Source organism: Roseibium sp. MMSF_3412, assembly GCF_030733265.1.
In the GTDB taxonomy this organism is placed as follows: Bacteria; Pseudomonadota; Alphaproteobacteria; order Rhizobiales; family Stappiaceae; genus Roseibium.
This window is the reverse complement of record NZ_JASHJI010000001.1, coordinates 635,833-660,302: the sequence shown is the minus strand read 5'-3', so window position 1 is coordinate 660,302 and position 24,470 is coordinate 635,833. Positions and strand designations below refer to the sequence as shown.

General features: G+C 59.8%; 20 protein-coding genes. 9 read left to right on the top strand and 11 right to left on the bottom strand.

The genetic code is table 11. The features are described from left to right. Window positions 1-462: 462 nt before the first annotated feature. Window positions 463-675 carry a cold-shock protein gene (locus tag RBB49_RS02960; RefSeq protein WP_306141169.1) on the bottom strand — a complete coding sequence of 71 codons (213 nt, stop codon included), beginning with the start codon at window positions 673-675 and terminating at the stop codon, window positions 463-465. Between the two features lie 580 nt (window positions 676-1,255). Between RBB49_RS02960 and RBB49_RS02955 the strand changes: the two genes are divergently transcribed. Then, window positions 1,256-1,606: a BA14K family protein gene (locus RBB49_RS02955; RefSeq protein WP_306141168.1), complete on the top strand. Its 351-nt coding sequence runs from the start codon at window positions 1,256-1,258 to the stop codon at window positions 1,604-1,606. A 134-nt stretch (window positions 1,607-1,740) separates the two neighbouring features. Here RBB49_RS02955 and RBB49_RS02950 read toward each other — a convergent pair whose 3' ends face one another. Together RBB49_RS02950 and RBB49_RS02945 are read right to left on the bottom strand one after the other, a co-directional pair. Then, window positions 1,741-2,202: a YaiI/YqxD family protein gene (locus RBB49_RS02950; RefSeq protein ID WP_306141167.1), complete on the bottom strand. Its 462-nt coding sequence runs from the start codon at window positions 2,200-2,202 to the stop codon at window positions 1,741-1,743. Next, window positions 2,199-3,422 (bottom strand): TIGR03862 family flavoprotein, encoded by a 1,224-nt coding sequence (locus RBB49_RS02945; protein WP_306141166.1) that lies wholly within the window; start codon window positions 3,420-3,422, stop codon window positions 2,199-2,201. Before RBB49_RS02945 ends, RBB49_RS02950 begins: the two co-directional genes overlap by 4 nt. Window positions 3,423-3,617: 195 nt before the next feature. Between RBB49_RS02945 and RBB49_RS02940 the strand changes: the two genes are divergently transcribed. Then, entirely contained in the window at window positions 3,618-4,811 is a 1,194-nt protein-coding gene (locus tag RBB49_RS02940) for an HD domain-containing phosphohydrolase (RefSeq protein WP_306141165.1), read from the top strand. A 55-nt stretch (window positions 4,812-4,866) separates the two neighbouring features. On the opposite strand, the gene RBB49_RS02935 is transcribed toward RBB49_RS02940, so the two are convergent. Then, window positions 4,867-5,652, bottom strand: a complete 786-nt coding sequence (locus tag RBB49_RS02935) for a glycosyltransferase family 2 protein (protein WP_306141164.1) — start codon at window positions 5,650-5,652, stop codon at window positions 4,867-4,869. A gap of 88 nt (window positions 5,653-5,740) precedes the next feature. Further along, window positions 5,741-7,411: an alpha-glucosidase family protein gene (locus RBB49_RS02930; protein ID WP_306141163.1), complete on the bottom strand. Its 1,671-nt coding sequence runs from the start codon at window positions 7,409-7,411 to the stop codon at window positions 5,741-5,743. A gap of 528 nt (window positions 7,412-7,939) precedes the next feature. Here RBB49_RS02930 and RBB49_RS02925 point away from each other — a divergent pair. Further along, window positions 7,940-9,106 carry an acetyl-CoA acetyltransferase gene (locus RBB49_RS02925; RefSeq protein ID WP_306141162.1) on the top strand — a complete coding sequence of 389 codons (1,167 nt, stop codon included), beginning with the start codon at window positions 7,940-7,942 and terminating at the stop codon, window positions 9,104-9,106. Between the two features lie 323 nt (window positions 9,107-9,429). After that, the gene (locus RBB49_RS02920; protein ID WP_306141161.1) at window positions 9,430-9,960 is read left to right on the top strand and encodes a hypothetical protein; all 531 of its coding nucleotides are present in this window, start codon (window positions 9,430-9,432) and stop codon (window positions 9,958-9,960) included. Between the two features lie 55 nt (window positions 9,961-10,015). Here RBB49_RS02920 and RBB49_RS02915 read toward each other — a convergent pair whose 3' ends face one another. Continuing rightward, window positions 10,016-10,543, bottom strand: a complete 528-nt coding sequence (locus RBB49_RS02915) for an invasion associated locus B family protein (RefSeq protein WP_306141160.1) — start codon at window positions 10,541-10,543, stop codon at window positions 10,016-10,018. Between the two features lie 275 nt (window positions 10,544-10,818). Here RBB49_RS02915 and cysG point away from each other — a divergent pair, with 275 nt between their 5' ends. From cysG to RBB49_RS02890, 5 genes are all read left to right on the top strand, one after another. Beyond that, complete coding sequence (cysG, locus tag RBB49_RS02910) at window positions 10,819-12,282, top strand: siroheme synthase CysG (RefSeq protein ID WP_306141159.1); 1,464 nt, start codon at window positions 10,819-10,821, stop codon at window positions 12,280-12,282. An 18-nt stretch (window positions 12,283-12,300) separates the two neighbouring features. After that, complete coding sequence (locus RBB49_RS02905; protein WP_306141158.1) at window positions 12,301-12,600, top strand: DUF2849 domain-containing protein; 300 nt, start codon at window positions 12,301-12,303, stop codon at window positions 12,598-12,600. Between the two features lie 67 nt (window positions 12,601-12,667). Continuing rightward, entirely contained in the window at window positions 12,668-14,326 is a 1,659-nt protein-coding gene (locus tag RBB49_RS02900) for a nitrite/sulfite reductase (protein ID WP_306141157.1), read from the top strand. Beyond that, a complete protein-coding gene (locus tag RBB49_RS02895) occupies window positions 14,313-15,074 on the top strand; it encodes a phosphoadenylyl-sulfate reductase (protein ID WP_306141156.1) in 762 nt (253 codons plus the stop codon). Before RBB49_RS02900 ends, RBB49_RS02895 begins: the two co-directional genes overlap by 14 nt. A 33-nt stretch (window positions 15,075-15,107) precedes the next feature. Next, on the top strand, window positions 15,108-15,641 hold the full coding sequence (locus tag RBB49_RS02890) for a DUF934 domain-containing protein (protein ID WP_306141155.1): 534 nt from the start codon (window positions 15,108-15,110) through the stop codon (window positions 15,639-15,641). Between the two features lie 111 nt (window positions 15,642-15,752). Here the strand turns inward: RBB49_RS02890 and RBB49_RS02885 are convergent, their stop codons facing one another. The 5 genes from RBB49_RS02885 to xrtT form a co-directional block, all read right to left on the bottom strand. Further along, a complete protein-coding gene (locus RBB49_RS02885; RefSeq protein ID WP_306141154.1) occupies window positions 15,753-18,053 on the bottom strand; it encodes a spermidine synthase in 2,301 nt (766 codons plus the stop codon). Window positions 18,054-18,154: 101 nt separating this feature from the next. After that, window positions 18,155-19,777: a cell wall metabolism sensor histidine kinase WalK gene (locus RBB49_RS02880; protein ID WP_306141153.1), complete on the bottom strand. Its 1,623-nt coding sequence runs from the start codon at window positions 19,775-19,777 to the stop codon at window positions 18,155-18,157. A gap of 12 nt (window positions 19,778-19,789) precedes the next feature. Then, entirely contained in the window at window positions 19,790-20,497 is a 708-nt protein-coding gene (locus RBB49_RS02875) for a response regulator transcription factor (protein WP_306141152.1), read from the bottom strand. Between the two features lie 96 nt (window positions 20,498-20,593). Beyond that, on the bottom strand, window positions 20,594-22,834 hold the full coding sequence (locus RBB49_RS02870) for a VIT and VWA domain-containing protein (RefSeq protein ID WP_306141151.1): 2,241 nt from the start codon (window positions 22,832-22,834) through the stop codon (window positions 20,594-20,596). Between the two features lie 4 nt (window positions 22,835-22,838). Further along, window positions 22,839-24,326 carry an exosortase T gene (gene xrtT, locus RBB49_RS02865; protein WP_306141150.1) on the bottom strand — a complete coding sequence of 496 codons (1,488 nt, stop codon included), beginning with the start codon at window positions 24,324-24,326 and terminating at the stop codon, window positions 22,839-22,841. Window positions 24,327-24,470 lie beyond the last annotated feature (144 nt).

Below are 24,470 nucleotides of genomic sequence, written 5' to 3'. Positions count from 1 at the left end.
GAAACGGGCCCGAAGGAGGTGCTGAGAAGAAGCAAGGCAAGCAGACAAAGCGCTACAGCCGTAAAGGAACAGAACAAGCCACGGCGTTCGCGGTTCATTTTGGGTGACAGGATAAAGTCATTCATGACTTTATCGGACCTTGCGCTTTCGGTGGAAGCGCCACGATAGTCTTCCGAAAAATGGAATTTGAGGATGAGACTGCCGACAACGCAGAAACCAATCAGGAAACCGGCAACAATGACCATCGCAAGCAGCGCAGCCGCGATCTGAAGTATGAGCGGTGATTGCGGTATCTCCGGCGGCTTCAGGGTCTCCGGTGATTGGCGGTGGAAAAAAATGAAGTCAAACCGACGGCAACCAACGCCTGGAAGAATAGACCGTAAACACAGAAACAAAAACGGGGCCGTGTGGCCCCGTTCTCAGTCTCATATCTCGCCAGGGTTCAGTTGGAACCCCTGAGCCTCAGAGAAGCTCGAGCTGTGCAGCCTGCTTGCCGCGGCCGCGGCGGTCGTCTTCGGCAACGAAGGAGATCTTCGCGCCTTCGACCGGTGCGCCGAGGCCTGCCTGTTCGAATGCCGTCACATGGACGAACACGTCCTTGCCGCCGCTGTCCGGCGTGATGAAACCAAAACCACGGTCGTGGTTGAAAAACTTGATGGTGCCGTTCTCGCGCATGGAGAAACCTTTCCGTTGTTTGTGCGCTTGCGGGAGGACCTGCAGAGCGCGGATATACGAGAAGTCAATAAGAAACGGAAAGCTTGGCTATTCAGAGCAACGCTTCTAGGAGCGCCACCGAAATCAGTCTCACCGGGTTCTTCGTCATGTCCCGTACGGCGCAACGCGCGCCGATGCACGACAATGTAGGTCTGAGCCATGTGCGTGGCAAGTGAAACTAGTGTGAGTTTTCTCCGAACTTCCGCAATCCGCTTGTTCTGTGTTCCGGTCGGGCCCCACAACGCGCGTCCTTTGAAGGATGCGGAGGTTAAATTCACCGAAACTGTCCCATGCGCACCCGGATACAAAAGGAACAGGTGGACCAACTGCGATCCTGGTCAAAGCGCGCGTGCCTGCTGGAGATGTTGGCATCCGGTGCGTGCCGGCGGAACTCGGGTTTTCAGCTCAAAAATCGGAAAAAATGCAAATGTGACACCTTGTGACCCCGGTCACAGAGCGAGTTGAGGGTCGGCGCTATGGTCTTTTCATGAGCTGAGGCAGGGAAACATTCAGGGCCTCGCAACCAAGAAGGGACTTTAGAATGTTTAAGAAAATCGCAACCACCACCACTGCCCTGGCTCTTGTTGCCGGTGTCGTTCTCACTTCTCAGACCACCACGGCTGAAGCCGGCAACGGCTGGCGCGTTGGCGCAGGCATCGCGGGTGGCCTTGCCGCCGGTGCCATCATCGGTTCCGCCCTGGCGCGTCCCCGTTACGTCGCACCGCGTTACGTCGCTCCGCCGCCGGCTTACTACCCGGCTCCGGTCGTCACCTACCGTCCGGCTCCGTGGACCCCGGCCTGGTACAACTACTGCCACGCGAAATATCGTTCGTTCAATCCGAACACCGGCTACTTCCTGGCCTACTCCGGTCAGTACAAGTTCTGCCGCTAAGTATCTGAAGGTTTCGGAGCCGGACCACCGGCTCCAGCCGAACCAAGACAATGCGACTCAGCCGGTTCAGATGCGGCACAAAGTGCCCCCCGGCGTCTCCCTGCAAGGTCTCCTCCCAACCTTGCAGGGAGTTTTTATTTTGCCTGGGCGATACGCTTGGCCGCCCGCATGGTGGTTTCAAGCTGATTCAAAAAGCGGGACCGGTCGGCCTTGGTAAAAGATGGGCCGCCTTCGCGGATCTCGCCCGTTTCCCTGAGATGCGTGTTGAGATCGCGCATGGCAAGGCGCATGCCGATGCCGTCTTCGCGGAACGGTTTTCCGGTCGGACCGATCACAAGAGCCCCCGCCTTGACGCACCGCGCCGCAAGCGGGACGTCCGCCGTCACCACGACATCGCCCTCCTTTGCCCGTTCGGCAATCCAGTTGTCGGCCTCATCCGGTCCCTCCGGGACGACCACCCGCTCGATCAGGTCGCCTTCCGGCAACCGCATCCAGCTGTTCGATACGAATTTGATTTCGACCTTGTGCCGTTCGCCGACCCGAACGGCCTCGTCCTTTACCGGGCAGGCATCCGCGTCCACAAAGAGTGTCGTCATGGTTTTTGGTCCAGGGTTGCCGTCTTCAGATAGGTTTCGATGCCCGCCGCCGCACAATGCGCCGTTGCAAAACAGGCCTGCAGCAGGTAACCGCCGGTCGGTGCTTCCCAATCGAGCATTTCTCCGGCTGCGAACACACCCGGCATTTTCCGGAGCATCAGCGCCTCGTCGATCTCATCGAGCGCAATACCGCCGGCGGACGAAATCGCCCTGTCGATCGGATACGGTGCCGCGCTTGTGAGCGTCACCCGTTTGACGCGGTCAGCAAGGGATGACGGATCGGCCGGCAGGGGACCGTTTTCGTGCAGCAAGGCTATTTCGGAAGGTTTCAGCTTGAGTGTTTTTTTCAGGAAAGTGGACCAGGTCTGTTTTCCGCGGGGACGGGCGAGTTTATCCGCAAGCTGACCGGCTGTCATCGCAGGACGCAGGTCGATTTCGAATTCCGCCGAACCAAGTCGGCTGACCGTATCGCGGATTTCGGCAGAAAGTGCATAGACTGCTCCGCCTTCCAGACCTTTTTCGGAAAGGATTGCCTCGCCCAGAACCCGGTGTTCGGCAAGGGTCAGGCCGATCCGTTTCAGGGGAGAACCGGAAAACCTGTCTTTCAGGAACGGGCTCCAGGCGATCTCGAAGCCGCAATTGGCCGGCTGGAACGAGTTTACCTGAACGCCGTGTTTTTCAAGCAGAGGCACCCAGGCGGCCGTTGAGCCGAGTTTCGGCCAACTGGCGCCGCCCAGGGCAAGCAAGATGGCGCGCGCTGTAATTTCGCTTGTCTCGCCATTTTCAGTTTGGACGATTGCCGTGTTCGCGCCGGCCAGACCGGCGAGAGAAATCCGGCTCTGGAGCGTAACGCCGCGCCCCTCAAGCCGCCGGAGGAGGGCGCGCAGCAAAGGAGAGGCTTTCATCGCGACAGGAAAGACACGGCCGCTTGAACCGACAAAGGTCTCCTGTCCGAGCCCGTGGCACCAGTCGATCAGGGCCTTGGGTGGAAATGCCTCGATCATCGGAGCCAGAAACGGCGCTGCCTCGCGGTAGCGACCAACGAAAGCATCCGGGGCTTCGCTATGCGTGATATTGAGGCCACCGCGCCCGGCCATCAGAAACTTTCTGGCAGGTGAGGGCATCCGGTCGATGATTTGAACCCGCAGCCCTGCTGCCGCCAATTGGTCGGCCGCGAACAGGCCGGCCGGACCGGCGCCGATAACAAGAACATCAAGCATGCGGCCTTATAGGGCGACTTGCGTTCAAAACGCCACACCTGAATGGCTTTGTGAACCGGCCATCGCGCCATGCAAATGCACCCGCGCCGTTTCGGCACGGTGCGGCAAGCTTTTGTTATCCCTCCCGTGAGACGATGAAACAGCCGATAACCGAAGACCGGCCAAAAGAGCCGGACGTTACCGAAAGTGTGTTTCATGGATGAGCCGAACGACTTGATTGTCGTTGCAGATCATGACGAAGCCGTCCGGAGCGGTTTCGAACGCCTTTTCGGCGACCACTACAAGGTGGCCTGCTTTGCCGAATCCGAGGAAGCCCTGCGTTTTCTCAAGCAGAACCCGGCAACTTGCGTGATCTTTTCCTGTTACCACCTGCCGGGTCGGGGCGGGACCGCCTTCCTGCGTGCTTCGGAAATGATCGTTCCGCAGGCGTCCCGCGTCATGCTCACGCGCGAAACGTCTGCCGAGGCCATCAAGAAAGCGCTCAATGAAGCGCGTGCCTTCATCTATCTCGAAAAGCCCTGTCCGCAGGAAGAGCTTGCCAGCGCGCTGGAAACGGCACTCGCACACCACAAGCAGCAGGCCAAGGACAGGCTGCTGCTGGAACGCACGCTTGCCGGATCGGTCAAGCTCTTGATCGATATGCTGGCGCTGTTCCATCCCGAAGCGTTCCGGCGCACCGGCATCGTGCGCAAGCAGGCGCTCAAGATCGCGAACGAGATTGGCATCCGCAAGACCTGGGAGCTGGAAATGGCGGTCATGCTGTCTCCGCTGGGGGAAGCGCTTCTGCCGAAACAGATCCTGGCGCGCTACCGCGCTGCCCGTGGCCTGACCGAGCAGGAACGCGATGTGCTTGACCGGTCGCCTGCCCAGACACGCGATCTCCTGCAGAACATCCCGCACCTGGAAAAGGTGTCCGAATTTCTCTACCTGTCCGCGCGTGGTTTCGACGGCTCCGGTTTTCCCAAGGACGGCCCGACCGGCGAGGACATTCCGATGATCTCGCGCATCCTGAAGCTGCTGACGGACCTGTGGTATGCCAGTCCCGAAGGCGGCCCGGACGCCGCTGCCTTTGAAGCGCTGGCAATCAAGCGGAAGAAATACGACCAGAAGCTACTGGATATCGCCAGAAAAGTGCTCCTGGATGAGGGACTGGAAGAACGCAGCGGGCAGATTTCCGAGTGCAGCATCCATTCGCTCAGGCCCGGTGATATTCTCGTCGATGACGTGCTCACGGAGTCCAGTCACGAACTTGTCCTGTCCCGCGATCACACCCTGACGCCAACCACCATCCGCCGACTGGAACATTTCCACCACACCACCGGCGTGCGCCAGCCGATTCGGGTTGAACGGCATGCGGTGCCGAAGGAGGCGCTGGATGCGACGGGGTAGCGGGCAGGCGCGTAAGGCTGTTTGACTGGGGCGCGTTTGGCTCTCGCGCACAAGACTACTCGCCTTGTTTGCCGAGCAGGTCCGCCTCATAGGCTTTTGCAACGCGCAGGAAGCGCGCGTGGGCGTAGTTCACGGACAGGATGAAGCCCCACCAGCCGTATTTGCGGTATTTTCGCACGAAATACGCCTTGAAGAAGCTGACCGGGAATTCGGTCAGGAGGCGGGACCTCCGCAACGTGCGCCCCCGCGTGCGCATGTCTTCCACCTGCATGCCCGAGTAACGATTGTACTTGCCGACCTGGAAGTCGAGCGAGCGGATCGAGCGATGCGCCATGATCCCGGCAAGATCGTTGATCTCCGCGCCCTCTTCAGGCCGAACCGTGTCGTGTACGGTCGATGCGGAAAAACGCCCTTTCCGGCGATCGTAGAGACGGATCTGATGGTATCCGTAGGCCCAGGGCGCAGGGGCGATTTCGTGGGCATACATGTCGCGGATCATGATGCGCCAGCCGTCCGCGTTGGTGTAGCTGTTATCGGCGAATTTCGATTTTATTTCGTCCGCAAGCTCGGGTGTGACTTCCTCGTCCGCGTCGAGGTTAAGCAGCCAGTCGTTTCGGCATTGCTCTTCGCCGTAGCGTTTCTGCGGGCCGTAGCCCTTCCAGTCATGGTGCACCACGCGTGCACCAAGCCCTTCGGCGACGGCCACCGTGTCATCCGTTGAACCGCTGTCGACGACGATGACCTCGTCCACCCAGCCGATCACGCTCTCGATCGGCCGGCTGATCCGGTCGGCTTCGTTCTTTGAAATGATGAACGCGGACAGGGGCAGGCGGTCGGTCATTCAGGGTCCGGCAAAGTGTCGATAGGGGCCGGAGGGTATCCGGTGCGCCTTTCTTAGCCGCACCGGGACGTGATTTGAAGCGGGGAATTCACGATTTCACCTTGGCGAAACAGGCATCCAGCCCCTGGAGGGAAATCGTGCCGCCGTCGGCGGTTCCGGTGAAACCGGGCGCGCCGAGGTCCTCAAGCGCAAGTCCTTCCAGCGTGATTGTGGCCGGTTCGGCTGAAAGATTGAAGGCGCACAGGATGGTCGCGTCGTCGACACTCCGCGTGAAAACCAGCGTTTCTTCCGGACTTTCGAGAAAGACCATGTCGCCTTTCCTGAGGGGTGTCTTGTCTTGCCGCCAGGCGAAAAAGGCACGGTTCCGGTTCAGGATCGAGCCTTCATCCTTGTCCTGTTCAAAGGCGGCCAGCTGCAGATGTTCGCTGGCAACCGGCAACCAGGGTTCAGCGTCGGAAAAACCGCCATTGGCGTTGTTCTTCACCCAGGGCATCGGTGTGCGGCAGCCGTCGCGGCCCTTGTATTCCGGCCAGAAGCGGATGCCGTAAGGGTCCTGCAGCTTTTCAAACGGCACCTCCACCTGCGGCAGACCGAGTTCCTCGCCCTGATAGAGGCATGGTGTGCCGCGCAGGCTCGCGCAGAGCGCCGCACCCAGCGGTGCGAACTTCGCCGGGTTCTTGCCGGCGCCCCAGCGGCTGGCGACCCGTTGGACATCATGATTGGATAGCGCCCAACTGGCCCAGCCGGAGCCGATCCCGGCATTCATGTCCTCTACGATCCGCCGGATATAGGCCGCCGAGTGCTGCGGCGTCAGCAGATCGAAGCTGTAGGCCATGTGAATGCGCTTGTTCTCTTCCGTATAGGAGGCGGTCAGCTCCACGGCCTGCCCGTCCGCGCCGATCTCGCCGACGGAGGTTGCGCCCGGATACCTGTCGAGCAGGGCCCGGAACCGTTCAAGAAAAACCAGGTTTTCAGGCCGGGTCTTGTCATAGATATGGTTCTGAAACCCGTACGGGTTGGTCGGATCGACGGTGGATGGTGCCTCGTCTGAGCTGAGCGGGGGGTTGTCCCGCAGTTCTGCGTCGTGGAAATAGAAATTGACCGTGTCCAGGCGGAAGCCGTCCACGCCGCGATCGAGCCAGAACCGGGCCACATCCAGAACCGCGTCCTGAACCTCCCTGTTGTGAAAGTTGAGGTCCGGCTGGCTTGTCAGAAAATTGTGCATGTAGAACTGGCAGCGGCGGCTGTCCCATTCCCACGCCGGGCCGCCGAACAGGGAAAGCCAGTTGTTGGGCGGTGTGCCGTCGGGTTTGCCGTCGGCCCAGACATACCAGTCCGCCTTTGGATTGTCCTTGCTTGCCCGGCTTTCCTTGAACCAGGCATGCTGATCGGACGTGTGCGAAATGACAAGGTCGATCATGACCTTCAACCCGCGTTCATGCGCCGCCCGGGTCATGCGGTCGAAGTCGGCAAGCGAGCCGAACATCGGATCGACATCTTCATAATCCGAGACGTCGTAGCCGAAATCGTCCATCGGGGAGGTGAAGAACGGCGACAGCCAGATGGCATCGACCCCGAGCGAGGCGATGTAGTCCAGTCGTTCCGTGATACCGTTGAGATCGCCGATGCCGTCATTGTTGGAATCGTTGAAGGACCGCGGATAGATCTGATAGATCACCGCGCCGCGCCACCAGTCCCGGTCGGCGGTCGTTTCTTCGGGCATGACGGCCTCCTGGCCGGTTTCGGCTTCTTCAAACATTGCCGGTCTCCGTTCCGCGTCTTGCGGGGAAAAATTCAAAGCGCTTTGAATGGCTATATGCCGCGGATCGCAAGGTCAAGTTACAACGCACGAAAAGTCAGGATTCAAGAACAGGAATTCGCTTGCCGAGCGTTATGGAGCAGCCCGGCAAACAAAAATGCCGACCCTGAGATCAGGGCCGGCGAATTGCAGGAAAATTGCCTCAAAAGAAGAACTTGTTTTGAACAGCGCCACTGCTAAGCGCTGAACATGACGTCTAGATGAACAAAATATTAAAATACCGCCGATTTGCCGGGCGGCGGCGGCTCAAGCAACGACGGACGATCACAAAAGATATATATAAATATTTGATTTAAATAATGAAAAATAAAAACAATGACGTTTAGGTCAATTTCTTGTTGCATTCGACGTTTGAAGCTGGGAGTGTCCGCTGCAGCGAAGTTCCCATATGGTAAGGGAAAGACGTGCGCGCCGGAAACAGCTGCGCGGCGTTTTTTTGAACCACTGGATGCATTTGGAGGAAATCACATGACGGCGGCAATGGTTGGCTGGGCGCACATGCCCTTCGGCAAGCACGCGGAAGAAACCGTTGAAAGCATGATCGTCAAGGTGGCCGTCGATGCCATTCACGACGCGGGCATTGGTCCGGAAGATGTCGATGAAATACTGCTTGGCCATTTCAATGCAGGCTTCTCGGCGCAGGACTTTACCGCCTCGCTGGTGCTCCAGGCCGATCCGGCCCTGCGTTTCAAGCCGGCAACGCGCGTTGAAAACGCCTGCGCGACGGGGTCTGCTGCGGTCCATCAGGGTGTGCGCGCGATCGCGTCCGGGGATGCGCGTATCGTCCTTGTTGTCGGCGTTGAGCAGATGACGACGACGCCGGGCCCCGAAATCGGCAAGAACCTCCTGAAAGCCTCCTACCTGAAGGAAGAAGGCGACATACCGGCGGGTTTTGCCGGTGTCTTCGGCAAGATCGCCGATGCCTATTTCCAGAAATTCGGCGACCAATCCGACGCTCTTGCAAAGATCGCCGCAAAGAACCACAAGAACGGCACCGGCAACCCCTATGCCCAGATGCGCAAGGATCTCGGCTTCGAGTTCTGCCGCGCGGAAAGCGAAAAGAACCCGTTTGTGGCCGGTCCGCTGAAGCGGACGGACTGCTCGCTCGTCTCCGACGGCGCTGCGGCACTCGTCCTGACGGATACGGCAACAGCGCTCGGCATGAAAAAGGCGGTGGCGTTCCGCGGCATGGCGCATGTGCAGGACTTTCTGCCCATGTCACGCCGGGACATCCTGAAATTCGAAGGCTGCTCGAAGGCCTGGGGCGAAGCGCTGGGTGATGCCAATCTGGCCCTCGACGATCTGTCCTTTGTCGAGACCCATGACTGTTTCACGATTGCCGAACTTCTGGAATACGAAGCGATGGGCCTGACCTCGGAAGGCGAGGGCGCAAGAGCCATTCTGGAAGGCTGGACCGAGATGGACGGCAAGCTGCCGGTCAACCCGTCCGGCGGTTTGAAATCAAAGGGCCATCCGATTGGCGCAACCGGCGTTTCCATGCATGTCCTGACCGCCATGCAGCTCACCGGCTCGGCCGGCGACATTCAGGTCAGGGACGCGGAAATCGGCGGCATCTTCAACATGGGCGGCGCCGCGGTCGCCAACTTCGTTTCGGTGATGCAGGCCATGCGGTAGTCACTGCCGGATCTGCAGCTTCAAGCCGGCGGTTCCCGCCGGCTTTTTTGTCATTGGACAAGTCCGTCGGGCATGCCACGACCTGAACCACTGCTACGCGGATGCGAAAGTTCATTCAGTATCGTTCAATTGAGGGAACGGCGTCATTCCGTCCGTCGCAAGGCCGGGTTCCGGCCCTCTGTTTCGCCTCAGCCGGAACGAAAAACACCGGGTATGGGATCGCCTCACAAGTATGATCTGCATTGCTGGTTGGAAAGCGTGCCGGAACATGTCAGCGTGGCGGAGATGACCAACCGAAGCACAGACAAAAGCCGCCGCAGACGATGACGGACCAGACGGGCAACAACGAGGCGCGTCCGGCAACCGGTGAAACACACATCAACCGGGACTGGGCCCGGTCCCTCAGCCTGCTTGTGATTTGCGTCGGCATCGTTGCCGCTTCGGTCTACGGCGTGCAGTCAGAACCCAGCAGCTACTATGAGCACCGCTTTCACAGCGGTTTATTCATCATGCTGCCCATCTTTTCGGTTCTTTCCGTTTTTGTTCTCTACAGGTGTTTTGTCCCCTGGGGCGCACCTGTTCGGATAAGTGCGGAAGGGTTTGCCGATCTTCGTGCCGGCAAGGAAGAGGTCCCGTGGAACGAGATCAGCAATGTCGTGCGCAAGGGGGAGTATGTGTCGCTGACCCTGCGCAGGAAATACGCAAGGTCTTACCCGTTTTCCATCACGCAGAAGGCGCTCAAGGCATCGAGAAAGTCGGCCGGGCCGACCCACCTTCTGGTCGCCGCCTGGTGCCTGAAGACCAACACCCATCACCTCCTGGACACGATCGCGGCCTACAGAATCAGGAATTGAACATCCGAGTTGCACCGTTCCGGACAAGATCCGGAACGGCACGGTTTTCAAGCGCTCAACGCTTTTCCTGCGATTGGATCGCAGCCATTGCGCGGCTGAAGCCGGTCAGGGGGATCTCGATCGCCTGCCGCTTGCCGGGCACCGGAGCAAAATCCACCTTGAGCGTCGCGCCGGCTTTCATGGCATCGATCATGCCGGGTGACGCTGGCGCTGAAAGAAAACACCCCTGCGTGTTGCAACTGCCAATCACAAAATCACCCATGGCGCTGCCATCAACCGTCAGCTTGACCTGCCCGGGAATGTGAATTCCGAGCGGCAGCACCATCTGCAGGACCGGGTCCGCCTTGTTTGCCGGGTAGATGATGTCGATCTTGAGGAGCAGCCGGCCGTTTTCCTGGGCCCGGACGCTCTGCGAGGATTCGCAGATCAGGGCATCGGACGTTCTGGACGTTCCAACGCAGCGCGTTTGCCAGAGAACATCCTTGTCTGGCTTTTGTGCCGGATCTTGCGCGGCGGCGGAGTTGGAAAAGCCAAGCAGGCAGAAAAGGAATGCAGCCGGAAGGGATTGCTTCAGGGAAGTCATGGGGCCTTCATTTGTCTGTGCGTCTGGCGCTCAGGCAATCAATTCTGCCGGTGACAGGTCCCCCACGACGAGTCGATGCGTCATGATGCGTCTTCGAGGCAGTTTTTTCAATGGATACCGTAAATTGTAATCCGGCCGGAACCGGAATCGGTCAAACGGCGCGAAGGCAAAAAACTATTCCTCATCCGCGCTGAGCTTTGAAAACAGGTGCCCGGCACATCACAGACAGGCAAATTACATTAGAGCCATCAAACTGGGATTGGAGACCCTGCACGATGGCGAACCGCCGCGGAGATAGAGTGAAGACGCTGAAAGGGCCGGAAGAGCGGCTCGATGTGTTTCCCGCGTTCGTGAAAGTTGCGGACCGGCGCGTACTAGTCGTCGGGCACGGCGGCGAAGCCGCTGCGAAGGTCCGGCTGCTGGGCGAAACCAACGCTCAAATCGTCGTCATTGCTAAAGAGATCGAAGCCGACCTCAGCGAAGCGATCGAACTGTTTCAGGCCGAACATGTCGCGGAAGACTTCCGCCCGGCGCATCTGACGGATGCCGCTCTTGTGTTTTCCGCGCGCGAGGACTGGGACCTCGACAAGGCGGTCGTCGACGCCGCCAGGATCATGGGTGTGCCCGTCAATGCGGTTGACAAACCCGAGTTGTGCGATTTCTACACCGGTGCGCTTGTCAACCGGGCGCCGATTGCCGTTGCCATCACCTCGACCGGCGTCGGCCCGGTCCTGTCCAGGCACATCCGGGCTCGCATCGAGGCAATGCTGCCGCGTGCGACCGGTGAACTGGCGCGGCTTGCGGAAAGCTTCCGCGATGCGGCGACAAAGGTGATCACCGACGGTGCCCTGCGCCGGAATTTCTGGGCTCGCTTCTTCTCAGGTTCCGTCGCGACAAATCTTTATGCAGGTAAGCCGGAGACCGCGCGTGCGGAAGCGCAGCGCCTGCTGAACGGCATGGCGGACGAACCGGGTTTCGTCTGGCTGGTCGGAGCCGGTCCCGGAGCTGAAGATCTCCTGACCCTGCGGGCGCAGCGTCTCCTCCAGGAAGCCGATGTCATTGTCCATGACGCCCTGGTACCGGCAAGCGTTGTCGCAATGGGCCGGCGCGACGCGGAACGTATTTCGGTGGGCAAGCGCAAGGGGGCACATTCCGTCCCGCAGTCCGAGATTTGCGAACTGCTTGTCGAACTGGGCGAAAAGGGTCTGAAAGTTGTGCGCCTCAAGGCTGGGGATCCGATGATCTTCGGCCGGGCCGCAGAGGAAATGGAGGCGCTCCGCGCAGGCGGGATCGGATTTGAGATTGTGCCCGGCGTGACTGCAGCCTTTGCCGCGGCGGCCTCGGCCCAGATCCCTCTGACCTTGCGCGGTGTTGCCTCCAACCTTGTCTTCGCGACCGGGCACAATGCCAAGTCGGAAACCCTGCCGGACTGGGCCGGACTTGCTCTGAAAGGTGCAACGGTTGCCGTTTACATGGGCCGCACCGTCGCCGCTGCCGTTGCCGACAAGATGATCGGTGCGGGGCTGCACCGCGAGACCCCGGTTGCGGTTGTCGAGAATGCCGCGCACGCGGACGAGCGCCTGTTCGCCGGAACCCTGTCGGAACTCGCTGTCCTGTCCAATCGGGCGGAAATCGACGGACCGGTCCTCATAGTCATAGGCGAGGCTGTCGGTCACGCCGCCCTGAACAAGGCTGAACCGCTTGCGCCGCTGGAAGTTGCGCATGCTGCGGTCGCCTGACGAAAGAGAGTAGACGAAATGAAGGTCATAACCGCCAACCGCCTGTTGAATGGCGACGTTGTCTGGCTCGGAGAGAGCGGCAACTGGGTTGAACGTGTCACGCTGGCCCGAACCTTCGAGGGCAAGGACCAAGTTGCCGAAGGGTTGTCGATCGGGCAGCAGGCTGAGAAGAACCAGGAGGTCGTCGGGGTCTATGAAATGGACGTGACGCTGGAAGACGGCGTGCTTGTTCCCGTCCGCCTTCGGGAACGCATCCGTGCCGCCGGACCGACCACACATCCGCAATTTGGCAAGCAGGCCCAGGCGGTTTCCGCCTGATCAGGAAAGCTATCAGGGCAGCGCCGGCAGGAAGATTTCCGGCAGCGCCCGACAGGAGAGATGACCGATGTATCGCTACGACGAATTTGACGCGAGTTTTGTCAATCAGCGCACCGAACAGTTCAAGGACCAGGTGCGCCGCCGTCTGGCAGGTGAGCTGTCCGAGGATGAGTTCAAACCGCTGCGTCTGATGAACGGCCTTTACCTTCAGCTGCATGCCTACATGCTTCGTGTTGCGATACCCTATGGAACGCTGAACGGCCGCCAGATGCGCAAGCTGGCTCATATCGCGCGGACATATGACAAGGGCTATGGCCACTTCACGACGCGGCAAAACATCCAGTTCAACTGGCCAAAGCTTGAAGACACGCCGAAGATCCTGGAAGAGCTTGCCGAAGTCGAAATGCACGCCATCCAGACGTCCGGCAACTGCATCCGCAACGTGACGGCGGACCACTTCGCCGGCGCTGCGGCAGACGAGATCGCCGATCCGCGCCCTTACGCGGAGATCCTGCGGCAGTGGTCGTCTTTGCATCCGGAATTCTCGTTCCTGCCGCGCAAGTTCAAGATCGCGATCACCGGCGCGCCGAACGACCGGGCTGCCGTCCAGGTGCACGACATCGGTCTGCAGCTGGCAAGGAATGATGACGGTGAGATCGGTTTTGTTGTTTATGTCGGTGGTGGCCTCGGCCGCACGCCCATGATCGGCCGCAAGGTGCGTGACTTCCTACCCGAAGAAGACCTCCTGGCATATTCGGAGGCGATCCTGCGCGTCTACAACCGCTATGGCCGGCGCGACAACAAGTACAAGGCACGGATCAAGATCCTGGTGCACGAAACCGGTCTTGAAGAGCTGAAAGCCGATATCGAGGAAGAGTTTGAAAAGATCCGCTTCGGTGTTCTGCGTCTTCCGGACGAGGAAGTGCGCCGCATCGAAACCTACTTTGCACCGCCGCCGCTGGAAGTCGGCCCGGCTGTCTCGGCAGTGGTCGAGGCGCGCCGCGGGAAGGATGCTGCCTTTGCCCAGTTCCTCAAGCACAACCTGAACCCGCACCGGGTGCCGGGCTATACCTCCGTGACGCTTTCGATGAAGCCGATCGGCGGCATTCCGGGCGATGCGTCTGACGCGCAGATGGAGGTGATCGCGGAACTGGCCGAACAGTACGGACATGACGAAATCCGTATCAGCCATGAGCAGAATGTCATTCTGCCGCATGTGAAGCTGGAGGATGTGCCCGCGATCTACGACAGGCTCGCGGCGGCTGAAATCGCGGAAGGCAATGCCGGTCTCATCACCGATATCATCGCATGTCCGGGCATGGACTATTGCGCTCTGGCAACGGCACGGTCCATTCCGGTCGCTCAGCGTATTTCCGAGCGCTTCGGTACGGCAGACCGTCAGGCGGAAATCGGGGAGCTGAAGATCAAGATCTCCGGCTGCATCAACGCCTGCGGCCATCACCATGTCGGCCATATCGGCATTCTCGGCCTGGAAAAGAAGGGCGAGGAATTCTACCAGGTGACCCTCGGCGGTTCGGCCAACGAAAACGCGTCCATCGGTGAAATTGTCGGGCGTGGCTTTTCGTCCGAAGAGGTTGTCGATGCGATCGAGAACCTGGTCGATACCTATCTCGGACTTCGCTCCGGCAAGGACGAAACCTTCCTGGAGGCGTATCGCCGGGTTGGGGAGGTGCCGTTCAAGGAGGCCCTTTATGGCGCTGCATGAGACCTTCTCTCTGGGGGTGGATCCTGAACTGGGATTGCAGGCGGAAGTTGCCGCACTGAACGCCCAGTACGAGGATGCGTCGGCGCAGGAGATCCTGATGGGCGCGATCCGGCACCAGTTTGCCGGGGACATTGCCATGGTCTCCAGCTTTGGGGCCGATTCGGCCGTGCTTCTGCACATGGTCGCGCAGATTGATCCGTCGACGCCGGTGCTCTTTGTCGACACGGTGAAGCTGTTCCCGGCGACGCTTCTCTACCGCGACGACCTGATCGACAAGCTGGGGCTGACCGACGTGCGCACCTTCAAGCCGACGAAGGATGATCTCGCGGACAAGGACCCGGCGGGAATGCTGTGGATGTCGGACACGGATGCCTGCTGTCATATTCGCAAGGTCGTGCCGCTTGAGCGTGCGCTTGGCGGATTTGAAGCCTGGATTTCCGGCCGTAAGCGGCATCAGAGCTCGACCCGGGCAAGTCTTGAAAACTTCGAGATAGACGCCGGCCGGGTGAAGGTGAACCCGCTGGCGGACTGGTCTGCTGCTGAAGTGCTGGACTACGCACGCGCGCACGACTTGCCGCCGCATCCGCTTGTTGCCCAGGGCTACCCCTCGATCGGCTGCCTGCCCTGCACGAGCAAGGTTGCCCCGGGTGAGGACCCGCGTGCAGGCCGCTGGCGCGGACAGGACAAGACCGAATGCGGCATTCACTGGCCGACCCATGGCAAGGAAATTGACGGCAGCGGCATCTGACCGCTGCATTTACTGGAACCGAGGACGCAGAACATGACCACGATTTACAAAGACGGCGAATTCGTCGAAGAGAACTGGACCAGGGTGGATGCCGAGACGGGTGTCTCGGTGGAGGGCGACGCGCTTGTGCCCCAGAGCCTCTTTCTGGAGGCGGCCGAGGACTACCTGGGCCGCAACGCGGAAACCGCTGTTCTCGTTGAAGCCGGTGACGATGTCGAACAGATCGCGCCGTTCCTCGGCCGGCTCGCTTATGTCGCCGTTGATTTCCCGAGCTTCGCAGACGGGCGCGGATTTTCCGCAGCACGTGTCCTGCGCGAGCAGATCGGCTACCAGGGCGACATTCGCGCTGCCGGAAAATACATCCTCGACCAGGTGCCGCTGGCGCGCCGCTGTGGCGTGTCCTCGTTCGAGATTTCCAAACCGGAAGTCTTGAAAGCGCTCAAGGCCGGTGAATGGCCGGAAGTGACCAAGTACCTCCAGCCCGTTGGTACCGTCGAAGAAATTCCGGTCGGCACACGCCCCTGGGCGCGCCGCTCTTTCAGGGACGTTGCCGTCGCGGCGGAGTAGATATCGACTTGGAGCCCGGCGTCCCGGAAACAATGCGTCCCGTTTCCCTCGCCGGTGTTTGAATTGGTGGAAGGCCCGGTTGCAGTATGCTGCAGCCGGGCCTTTCGCGCCTCAGTCCTTGCCGGACTCGTGCCGGATGATCGCACCGACGATATTTGAATAGTCGTCTGTCCAGGGGGCCGTACCGTTTGCGGAAACGGGTTGCCATCTGACGTCATCAAGCAGTGGCCCGAGATCGGCTTCGTCGCGGGCAAAAACCATCACATTCGCCTTGAAGACCTGCTCGGGCCGGTCCGGATTTTGATCGGCCCCGTATGACGCGAAACGTATGGCATATCCGTCGATCTCCGCGATGGCTGCCAGAACGCTGGCCAGTTCGAGATATCTGTTCGAGATATGCATGGCCAGGAGACCGTTTTCGCCGATTTTCGAGAAAAACAGATTGATGGCTTCGCGTGTCATCAGGTGCACGGGAATGGAGTCCGAAGAAAAGGCATCGATCAGAAGATAGTCGAACTTGCGGTCCGGTTCCGCATCCAGCGTGAGCCGGGCATCTCCCAGAACCATCTTCGTGTCCGGACCGCAGTCGGAGATGAAGCGGAAATAGGATGGGTTGGAGGCAACATCTATCACCGACTTGTCGATTTCGTAGACCGTCCAGGTTTCGCCGGCATTGCGGTGGCACAGGAAGCTTCCCGTTCCCAAACCGACGACGCCGATATGTCCGAGCGCCCCGCTTGTGGAGGCTCGCGCCGCATGAAGCGTTGCCGCCATCTCGCCTGTCTCGTGATAGTAGGCGAGGGGTTCGGGCGAACCTTCGCCGTTCTCGGCCTCGAAGGCGCTCATCGCGATGCTGCCGTGAACGGTTGTGCCGTGGACCATCCGGCGATAGGCGCCGTCATCCGTGTCCTTGACCTTCACGACACCGAAGAACGAACGCTCGGTGTGAACGATGCTCGGGTGAAGCTGAAGCAGCAGGACCAGCGGCACGGTCAGAACAAGAAGGATGTGCGCGATTGCCTGCCGTTTGAGTTGGGCAAGTGCGGCGAAAACCACCAGTGTGATGATCAGGACGACGATCACCTCATGCCTTTGGACATCGGGTATCCAACCGCGCGTGAGGCCGATCCAGAAGAGAAAAGTCAACGCGGCGCCAAAGGCAATCGTCTTCGACACGGAGGCGGACGTGGCACCGTTCTTGAGCGGCAGCAGGAACAGCGCCGCCAGCATCAGCATCGGATACTCCGCGACCCAATCGAAGATGTTGGGTGCGATGAGACCTGCGAAGATGCCGCCGAGGACGCCCCCGACCGACATCCACAGATAGAAGGCGGTCAGCTGGCTTGCGTGCGGACGCAACTGGTAGAGGCGCGCATGGCAAAAGAGCACCGCGATGAAGTAGACCACCAGATTGGCGCCGAGACTGAAGGTGAGCGGCAGGATCTTGGGCAGAAAGATCACCGTTGCCGCGAGGATCGCTGCGAACGGCAGGAGGCCGGAGAGGAATTCAACGGAGATGAGCGGTCTGGTTTTGAAAGCGATCACGAAGGTCAGCAGGAACAGCGACAGTGGCACCACCCACATGAAGGGCGCGGAGGCGATGTCGACAGCGATATGCGCGGTAAGTGCAATCGTCAGGGCCGAGGGCACTGCGGCAAGGCCGAGATAGACAAGGATCCGCCTTGCCGGAATGGGTTTTGCGGGGGACGGGCCGTCACTGGCGTTGTTGCCGGATTGGCCGGCCGGCGCGGATTGCGGCCGGCGAAGGACTGCGGCGGCGCAAAGCAGGATCGAAACGATCAGGCCAAGATATCCGGCGGTCCAGAGCAGCGACTGCGTTCCGAGTTTCAGAGCCGGTTCCAGCACGAGAATGTAAAGATAGAGCGACGCGAAACTACCGATATTGCTCGCACCGTAAAGGAAATAGGGATCGGCGGCATGTTTGTGGCCGGTTTGCGTGAACCAGGCCTGCAGCAAAGGTGCATTCGCGGAGACGGCAAAAAACGGCAATCCGACGGAAACGGCGAACAATCCAAGCAGCCAGATCTCCTGATATTCGGCTGGCGGTGTGTCCCACCCGCTTGCGATCCCGAGCGGCAGGAACAGACATGCGGACAACAGGACAAGCGCGTGAACGAGCATCGCATGTTTTGTCTTGAGGTAGCGCGTCAGCAAATGCGCGTAGGTGTATCCCAGAAGCAGAACGCTCTGGAAGAAGACCATGGCGACGGACCAGACACCCGGAGAGCCACCGAGCTTCGGCAAGACCAGTTTGGAGAAGAAAGGCTGGACGGAGAAAAGCAGGAACGCGCTCAGGAACAGGGTGCCTGCAAAGACCTGCAGCACCGGAATGGCAATGCCGAATTGCCCGCCTTCGCCCGCCGGGAGCGAAGTCTGCTGCGACTGTTGCATCGTGTCTTCCCCACAAAGATACTCGGGTAGAGACTACGAAGCTGAAGTTAAGCAAGGCATAAGGGACGTGCTTAAGATTAAGCAAACGCCGGAGCTTTCAGTCACTTCCCCGTGTCTGGAAAGTGGAGTTCAAAGCAGGCGCCTTTCTCGCTCGGAATCAGTGCGATTGATGCACTGTGCGCCTTCAGCAGAGCCTGGATGATCCCGAGGCCCATTCCGGTGCCGCCGCTTGCGCGGCGCGTCGTGAAAAAGAGATCGAATATCTGATCCTGGTTTCCTGCCGAGATGCCGTTTCCGTTGTCGCTGATCAGAAGCTGTTGACCCTTTGCCACCTGCTTCAGCGAAAACACGATCTTGCTTGCGCCGTGCCGGGCGGAGTTGTCGATCATGTTTTCAAGCACAATGCGTGCATTCTCGGCAGACAGCGGCAGGCTGTGATCTCCCTCTGCCACAATTTCAATGTCCTCGAACTTGCCTTGAATGTCCTCCAGAACAGCCGGCAGCTCGCAAGAACCGCCGATTGTCACGCTGTCGGCCCGGGCGAGTTCGCGCAGCCTGTTCAAAAGGCGCGAGGCCCGTTCCGTGTCGTTCAGGATGTTCTTCAAAAACTTTTCCCGCTCGGCGGTGCTCAACTCGGCCCCGCCATCTCTGAGCAGTTCCGCGGCACCCTGTATCGCGGTCAGCGGCGTCTTCAATTCGTGGGTCACGTGGTTGGCGAAGGTGTTGATGTACTCATTCCTGTCAAACAGTTTTCGCGACGTCTCCAGCATGCTGGTCGACAGGGCGTGGATCTCCCGGTTGCCGTGGATGCGCAGCGGTTCCAGGGCGCTGCGGTCTCCACGGCCGATCTTCAGGGAACGGTCCGTGAGCGCCTTGATCGGGCCGGCAATCCCGCGCGCAAATATGAAGCCGACCACGAATGTCGCGCTCAGCACGAATGCGAGAACCAGGGCGACTGTTTCCCATTTGAGAAACATTTCCCTCAGGATGTTGCTTGGTGTGCGCGAGGCATAGACGATGCCTGCAACCCGGTTGTCGATCAGGATCGGCAGGGCGGTAAACACCCGCACGCTGGTGCCGCGGCTGATGGAATAGATCGGCTGTGGGTTCTGGACGACGCGTTCGCGCAGTACGCTGGCGTAGCGTCCGGCCATCGCGTTTTCGACTTCCGCCACATGCGCAAGTGAAAGCCCGGTGTCGTCCCGTCCCGCGATGATGGTCCCGTTCGGATCGAGCACCCTGAAACCGGCGAGCGTCAGCTTCTGTGTGCCTTTCAGCACCGGCTCGATCGCCTTGCCAGCCGCCGCATAGGCCGGATGGATTTCAAGGTTGGATGCGATCGGATCGGGGCGCGAGGGAAGCACCGCATTCCGGTTGAGATCCAGGACGGGCAGCTGCGGCGTCCAGCCTCCCGCTGGCCGGTTTTCATAGCTGCGCACGGAGGAGGACAGCAGCCCTGTGGAATAGGGCGAGGGCGGCCGGGCAACGGGTCCAAGAGGCAGCGTGTCACCACCTTGCTGTGTCAGATATTGTGCGGTGACGGCCGCAATTGCGGCCGACTGCGCGATGAGCTCGCCTTCCGTGGTCTGGATCAACTGGTTTTCATAGACGCGGAAAAACACGATCCCGCCAAGGGGGACGAGCAGCATGATCCCCAGGACCAGCGCGATCACCAGACTGAGGGGTGGTCGCCAACGGTTTCGAAATGAGCTGGAGACTTTCATCCGGCCTCGGGGTCAGCTTGTGTTTTCGCAGGCACCGAGCCGGAAGCCGACACCGTGGACTGTCTCGATGGCATCGCCGCATCCGGCAGACGCAAGCTTGGCCCGGATGTTGCGGATATGGCTGTCGATTGTACGATCTGAAACGTGAATATTGTCCTTGTAGGCCTTCTCCAGAATGCGCTCGCGCGTATAGACGATCTTGGGCCGGTCCATCAGTGCGGACAGGATTTCGAACTCGATGGCCGTCAGACCGATCTCGGCATCCCCGACCCTGACCTGCCGTGCTTCCTTCTCAAGGGCAAGCACACCATGTTGCAGGATCGGGTTTTCGGGAGCTTGCGCGGTCTGCGGCGCGCCGTAGCGTTTCAGGATGACACCGACCCGTGCGATCAGTTCTCGCGGGCTGAAGGGTTTGGTGACGTAGTCATCCGCTCCAAGCTCAAGCCCGATGATCCGGTCGATTTCATCGTCGCGCGCCGACAGAAACAGGATCGGCACCTCAGATCTTTTTCTGATTTCGCGGCATACATCCAGGCCGTCCATCTCCGGCAGACCGATATCGAGAATGATCAGTGCCGGCGAATGAAGTGCGGTCTTGTCGAGCGCCTCCTTGCCGTCGGTCGCGACCTCGTGGCGATAGGAAGCCTTTTGTAGCGCGAAGCAGATCACCTCGCGGATGTTCGGGTCATCGTCAACGACGAGTATGGTTTTTGACTGCAATGGACCGGTCCGGGCTTGAGGGCTTCCGTATTTGGATGCGGGACTTCTGCGTGTGTCACTATCAACGCAGGGTGTTAAGAAACAACCGAGGCCGTTTCATGTTTCCAGCCACCAGCTGTCCCGCCGGAGCGTCCGGGGAAGCGTGGTGTCGGTAGTCCGCTCAGACCGCATCGCCAACCTGTGCGGATTACGGAACGGAATGTGCCTGCCGCGCTTGAACATGGCAGCAATGGTCTTTCGAAAGCGTGCTGCCAGAGCCAGCAGAACAAGCATCAGGCCTGCAATCCCTTCCGGCTCCGGCGCGGAGCTGCCGCTCAGGTTCAACGACGGATACGCCGATTTGGAAACGCCCGAAACCTGAGGCAGCGGTACGCTCTTGTTTTGCGCACTTGCCGGGTCGGCGTTGACCGTTCTTTCCGAGATCGCGACGAAGGATGTGAAGCGGGACTGCAGGGAGTATGTCAGGCCGAGCCTGGTAATCTCCTGTTTGAGACCCTCATCCACGCTCCCGCCGATCGTGTAGGCGCGGTTCTTGTCGAAGATCTGCTCGCGGGCCCAGATCAGCGGCAATGTCTTTTCAGAGCCTGTGGCCGCGGCGTCTCCACCTGCATCAAGATCGACGTCGAGAGGTAAAGACGCCGCACGGCCATTGACGGTACCGTTGACAAAAATCCGATGCTTGCCTCCCCTTCCGTATTTGCCAAGAACGCGCACGGAGCCGCCTTCAAACAGATCCGGGATTTTCGCCGGCGTCTGTTCAGAGACAGCCAGTCCGTTCCAGTCGACGGAGATATCTGTCAGGAGCGGCGTCTTCAGCTGTGAGGCAAAATCCTCGGCTATTTCGCGATAGTTCCCGTTCACAGGAACATAGCGGACGTAGCCTCGGCCCTCCTTGGCCATCGCCTCAAGGAGGAAGCGATTGACCGCGTTTCCGACACCAAAGGAATAGATGCGGGCATTGCCGATGCGGTCGGCGATCGATCTGATGACGTTCCTTTCATCGCCGATATAGCCATCCGTCAGAAAGACGACGATGCGGATCGTGTTGTCAGGCTGCTGCGTGTCGAAGGCCGCGTTCAGGGCATGGTTGAGTTCCGTGCCGCCGCCCGCACTCAGCCCGTTTACGTGACTGATTGCATTCCGCTTGTTCTGCGCGCTCGCCAATTGGGAATTGCCGGCGAAATGGGACGTACTGTTCGAAAAACTGATGATGCGGAAATAGTCGTCCGGCCTGAGGGACTGGAGCGCGGCGGTCATGAATGCCTTGCTTGCCGCCATCGGCTGGTTTCTCATGGAGCCTGACGTGTCGAGGACAAAGACAAGCTCGCGCTGTCCGATCATTGCCTCCGGTGACACTTTCGGAGGTTCGATGAGGAGAGAAAGATAGCCGCCGTGTTCGATGTCGAAGTGCGACATGAGACCGGCGGAAATGTCCTTTTCCGAATTCAACTCGTACCTGAGTACAAAGTCGCGATTGTCGATTTCCCTTCCCGATGTGAACCGGACGGACTTTTGTGCCTGGTCACCGTCTACGGTCAGCGCGTGTGTTGGACTGTCGACATGCGAGATCGGCATGGGTGCCGTCAGTGTGAGGTTGAGAGCGACGCGATCCGGATCGATTGTCTTCGGCGCATCCTGGCCGATCACGGCCGGATAGGCCGGCAGCTTGTCGATGTTCCAGCCGGAGACGGTTTCGGTGGGAACCTGATCGTCGGAGGGAACGGCGTCCGCCGCTTCTTTGCCGTCGTAGCTGGACAGCCTGACCGGATTGTCGAGGCCCTGCCGCTCATATCGCGGCCCGACAACCATCGGGACCACCAGTTCGTAGGTGCCGTCGATCTTTGCGACATTCTGAACGTATTCGAGTGTGATCTTGACCGGACGTCCGGGCATCAGATGTGCGATGTCCTGCGTGAACATGTTCGGCCTGTGCTGGGTCAGGAGCGCAGCTCCTTTGCCCGCCGACTTCGCCTTCTCGAATGCAGCTTCCGCCTCGGCCTTTTCCCGGATTCGGGCAACCAGTGTTTCGCCGTCCATATCGACGCGCATCGCATGGATCGCAGCTTTCTGGTTCATGGGAAACAGATATGTTGCATGAACAGCCCGAGCGCCCGGGTTCAGAAACGTTTGGGTCAGTTCGACATGGGCGATGTCGCCGTCAATCTCGATCCTGTAGTCGGACGTCAGCAGGGGCAGGTGAACCTCCTTGCCATCGACTTGCGCCACGACGGCACCGGACATTTCATCAGGTGTCGGCAGGGTTGCCTGGGCAGGCCAGGCGGCACAGATCACAAGAACTGTCGCGCATCGGGCGGCACATGTGGCTAGAAGAGTCATTGGATCATCCTTCCCGGGTTCTGGTTTGACTGGAAATGGCTGAGGGGAGGTCGAGGGCGGCAATGGCCGCCGCTTCGAAGGCCGTCTGGCGTTTTTCCGGCAAGCTCCATGGGGTAATGCGCTGGACACTCGTCCAACGGGTGCCCGGATTTCTGAGCCAGAGCCAGATTGCCTCCGCGATGTTGTGCGTTGTTTCGCCTCGGCTGGACGTGAATGTCACCGCGACGCGCCACTCTTCGCCGGTCCTGGATCGCGCCCGGTAGAGCGCGGTGGGGACCGGCGCGAACCGTGTTCCGAGAAACTCCACCTCATAGCCGAGGCCGCGCAGGCAATCGTCCGGAGCGTGCAGATGCCGCAAGGGTGAGGTCGTGTGCACCAGCGTCATGGAAAGGGCGCCATACCGGCGTTTTTGCGCATGACCGCCATATTGTTCGAAATAGCTCCGTTCGACCGGCAGCAGGGGTTCGTCGACGCCGTACTCGCCGTCAATCGATAGGGGGAGCGGTTGCGGTTCCGCGGCTGCTGAAACATCCAGCGCCTGTCGTGGCAAGGAGACGATCACGAGTGCCAGGGAGAGGAACACGAGTGAACCCAGATGCCGGACCGGTCTGCTGGGTGACCAGTGCAATCGGCTGATTGGACGACTGGCCCGCACTGCGGGGCCCGGTTTGTAAAACACAAGAACGGGAACCAGTGAAAGCGCGAGGGCAACGTAACCGATGAGATCATGGAGCGGATTTGCCATCACATCGAGGCCGAAGATCTGATCCGGATGAGACAAGCCGACGGCAAGTACGCCGATCCGGATGACGTTCGCCATGACGCTCAGGAAAAGCGTGACAGCAATCCAGCATATGGCGACTGGCAGCTTTGGCCGGTAAAGCGCGTTGAGACCGACGACGAAGGTCAGCGCGAGCATCAGCCCCGATGTGCCTGAACACGGCAGGTCGACCAGAACATCCTGGCCCGAGAGTTCAATCCTGATGCCGGAACAATGAATTTCGGAAAAGAACAGGCCCAGTGCCCTGCAGGTCAGATCGGCGGAAATCTCCTGTAAGGGATAGCCTGCAATCCGCTGGAGGATGCGCTCCACGGGCAGCGTGAACAGGAACAGGACCGACAGCCAGAAGGGAGAGACCGCTCTCCTGCGGCTGCCGGTGCGCAACAACACGGCAAGAGCGTAAACGTCGAGCGCAAGAGCGAACCCGCCGATCACATTGATTGCAAGCACCTGGCTCAGGAAACGGATAAATCCGGAAGCGATCAGAAGGAGGAGCGCCGTTTGCCGGTGCCGGGCATCTCCGCCGGTCGCAGGACTGCTGAGGCTCCATAAGAGGAGCCCCAGCATAAACACGAGGTAGAGAGCTCCCGTCGATGGATAGGACGGATCCAACCAGGTGTTGACCAGCCAGCGAACGGGTTCAACGGCAAGGATCAGGGACGCAAGAACGAAGCTGGCCGCGGTCAGGGGATATGGAGCAAGGCGTGTCATGACGCATGTTGTGCCGCTTCCCCTTGCAACCGGTTTTCAGGCTTTGTGCAGTTTTTGCGTAAAGTGGTCGAACGCGGCAAGGACCGGCAGGCTAGGGTACGGACCCATAAATGAAGTCAATTTGGTTTGGATCGTTTTGACCAA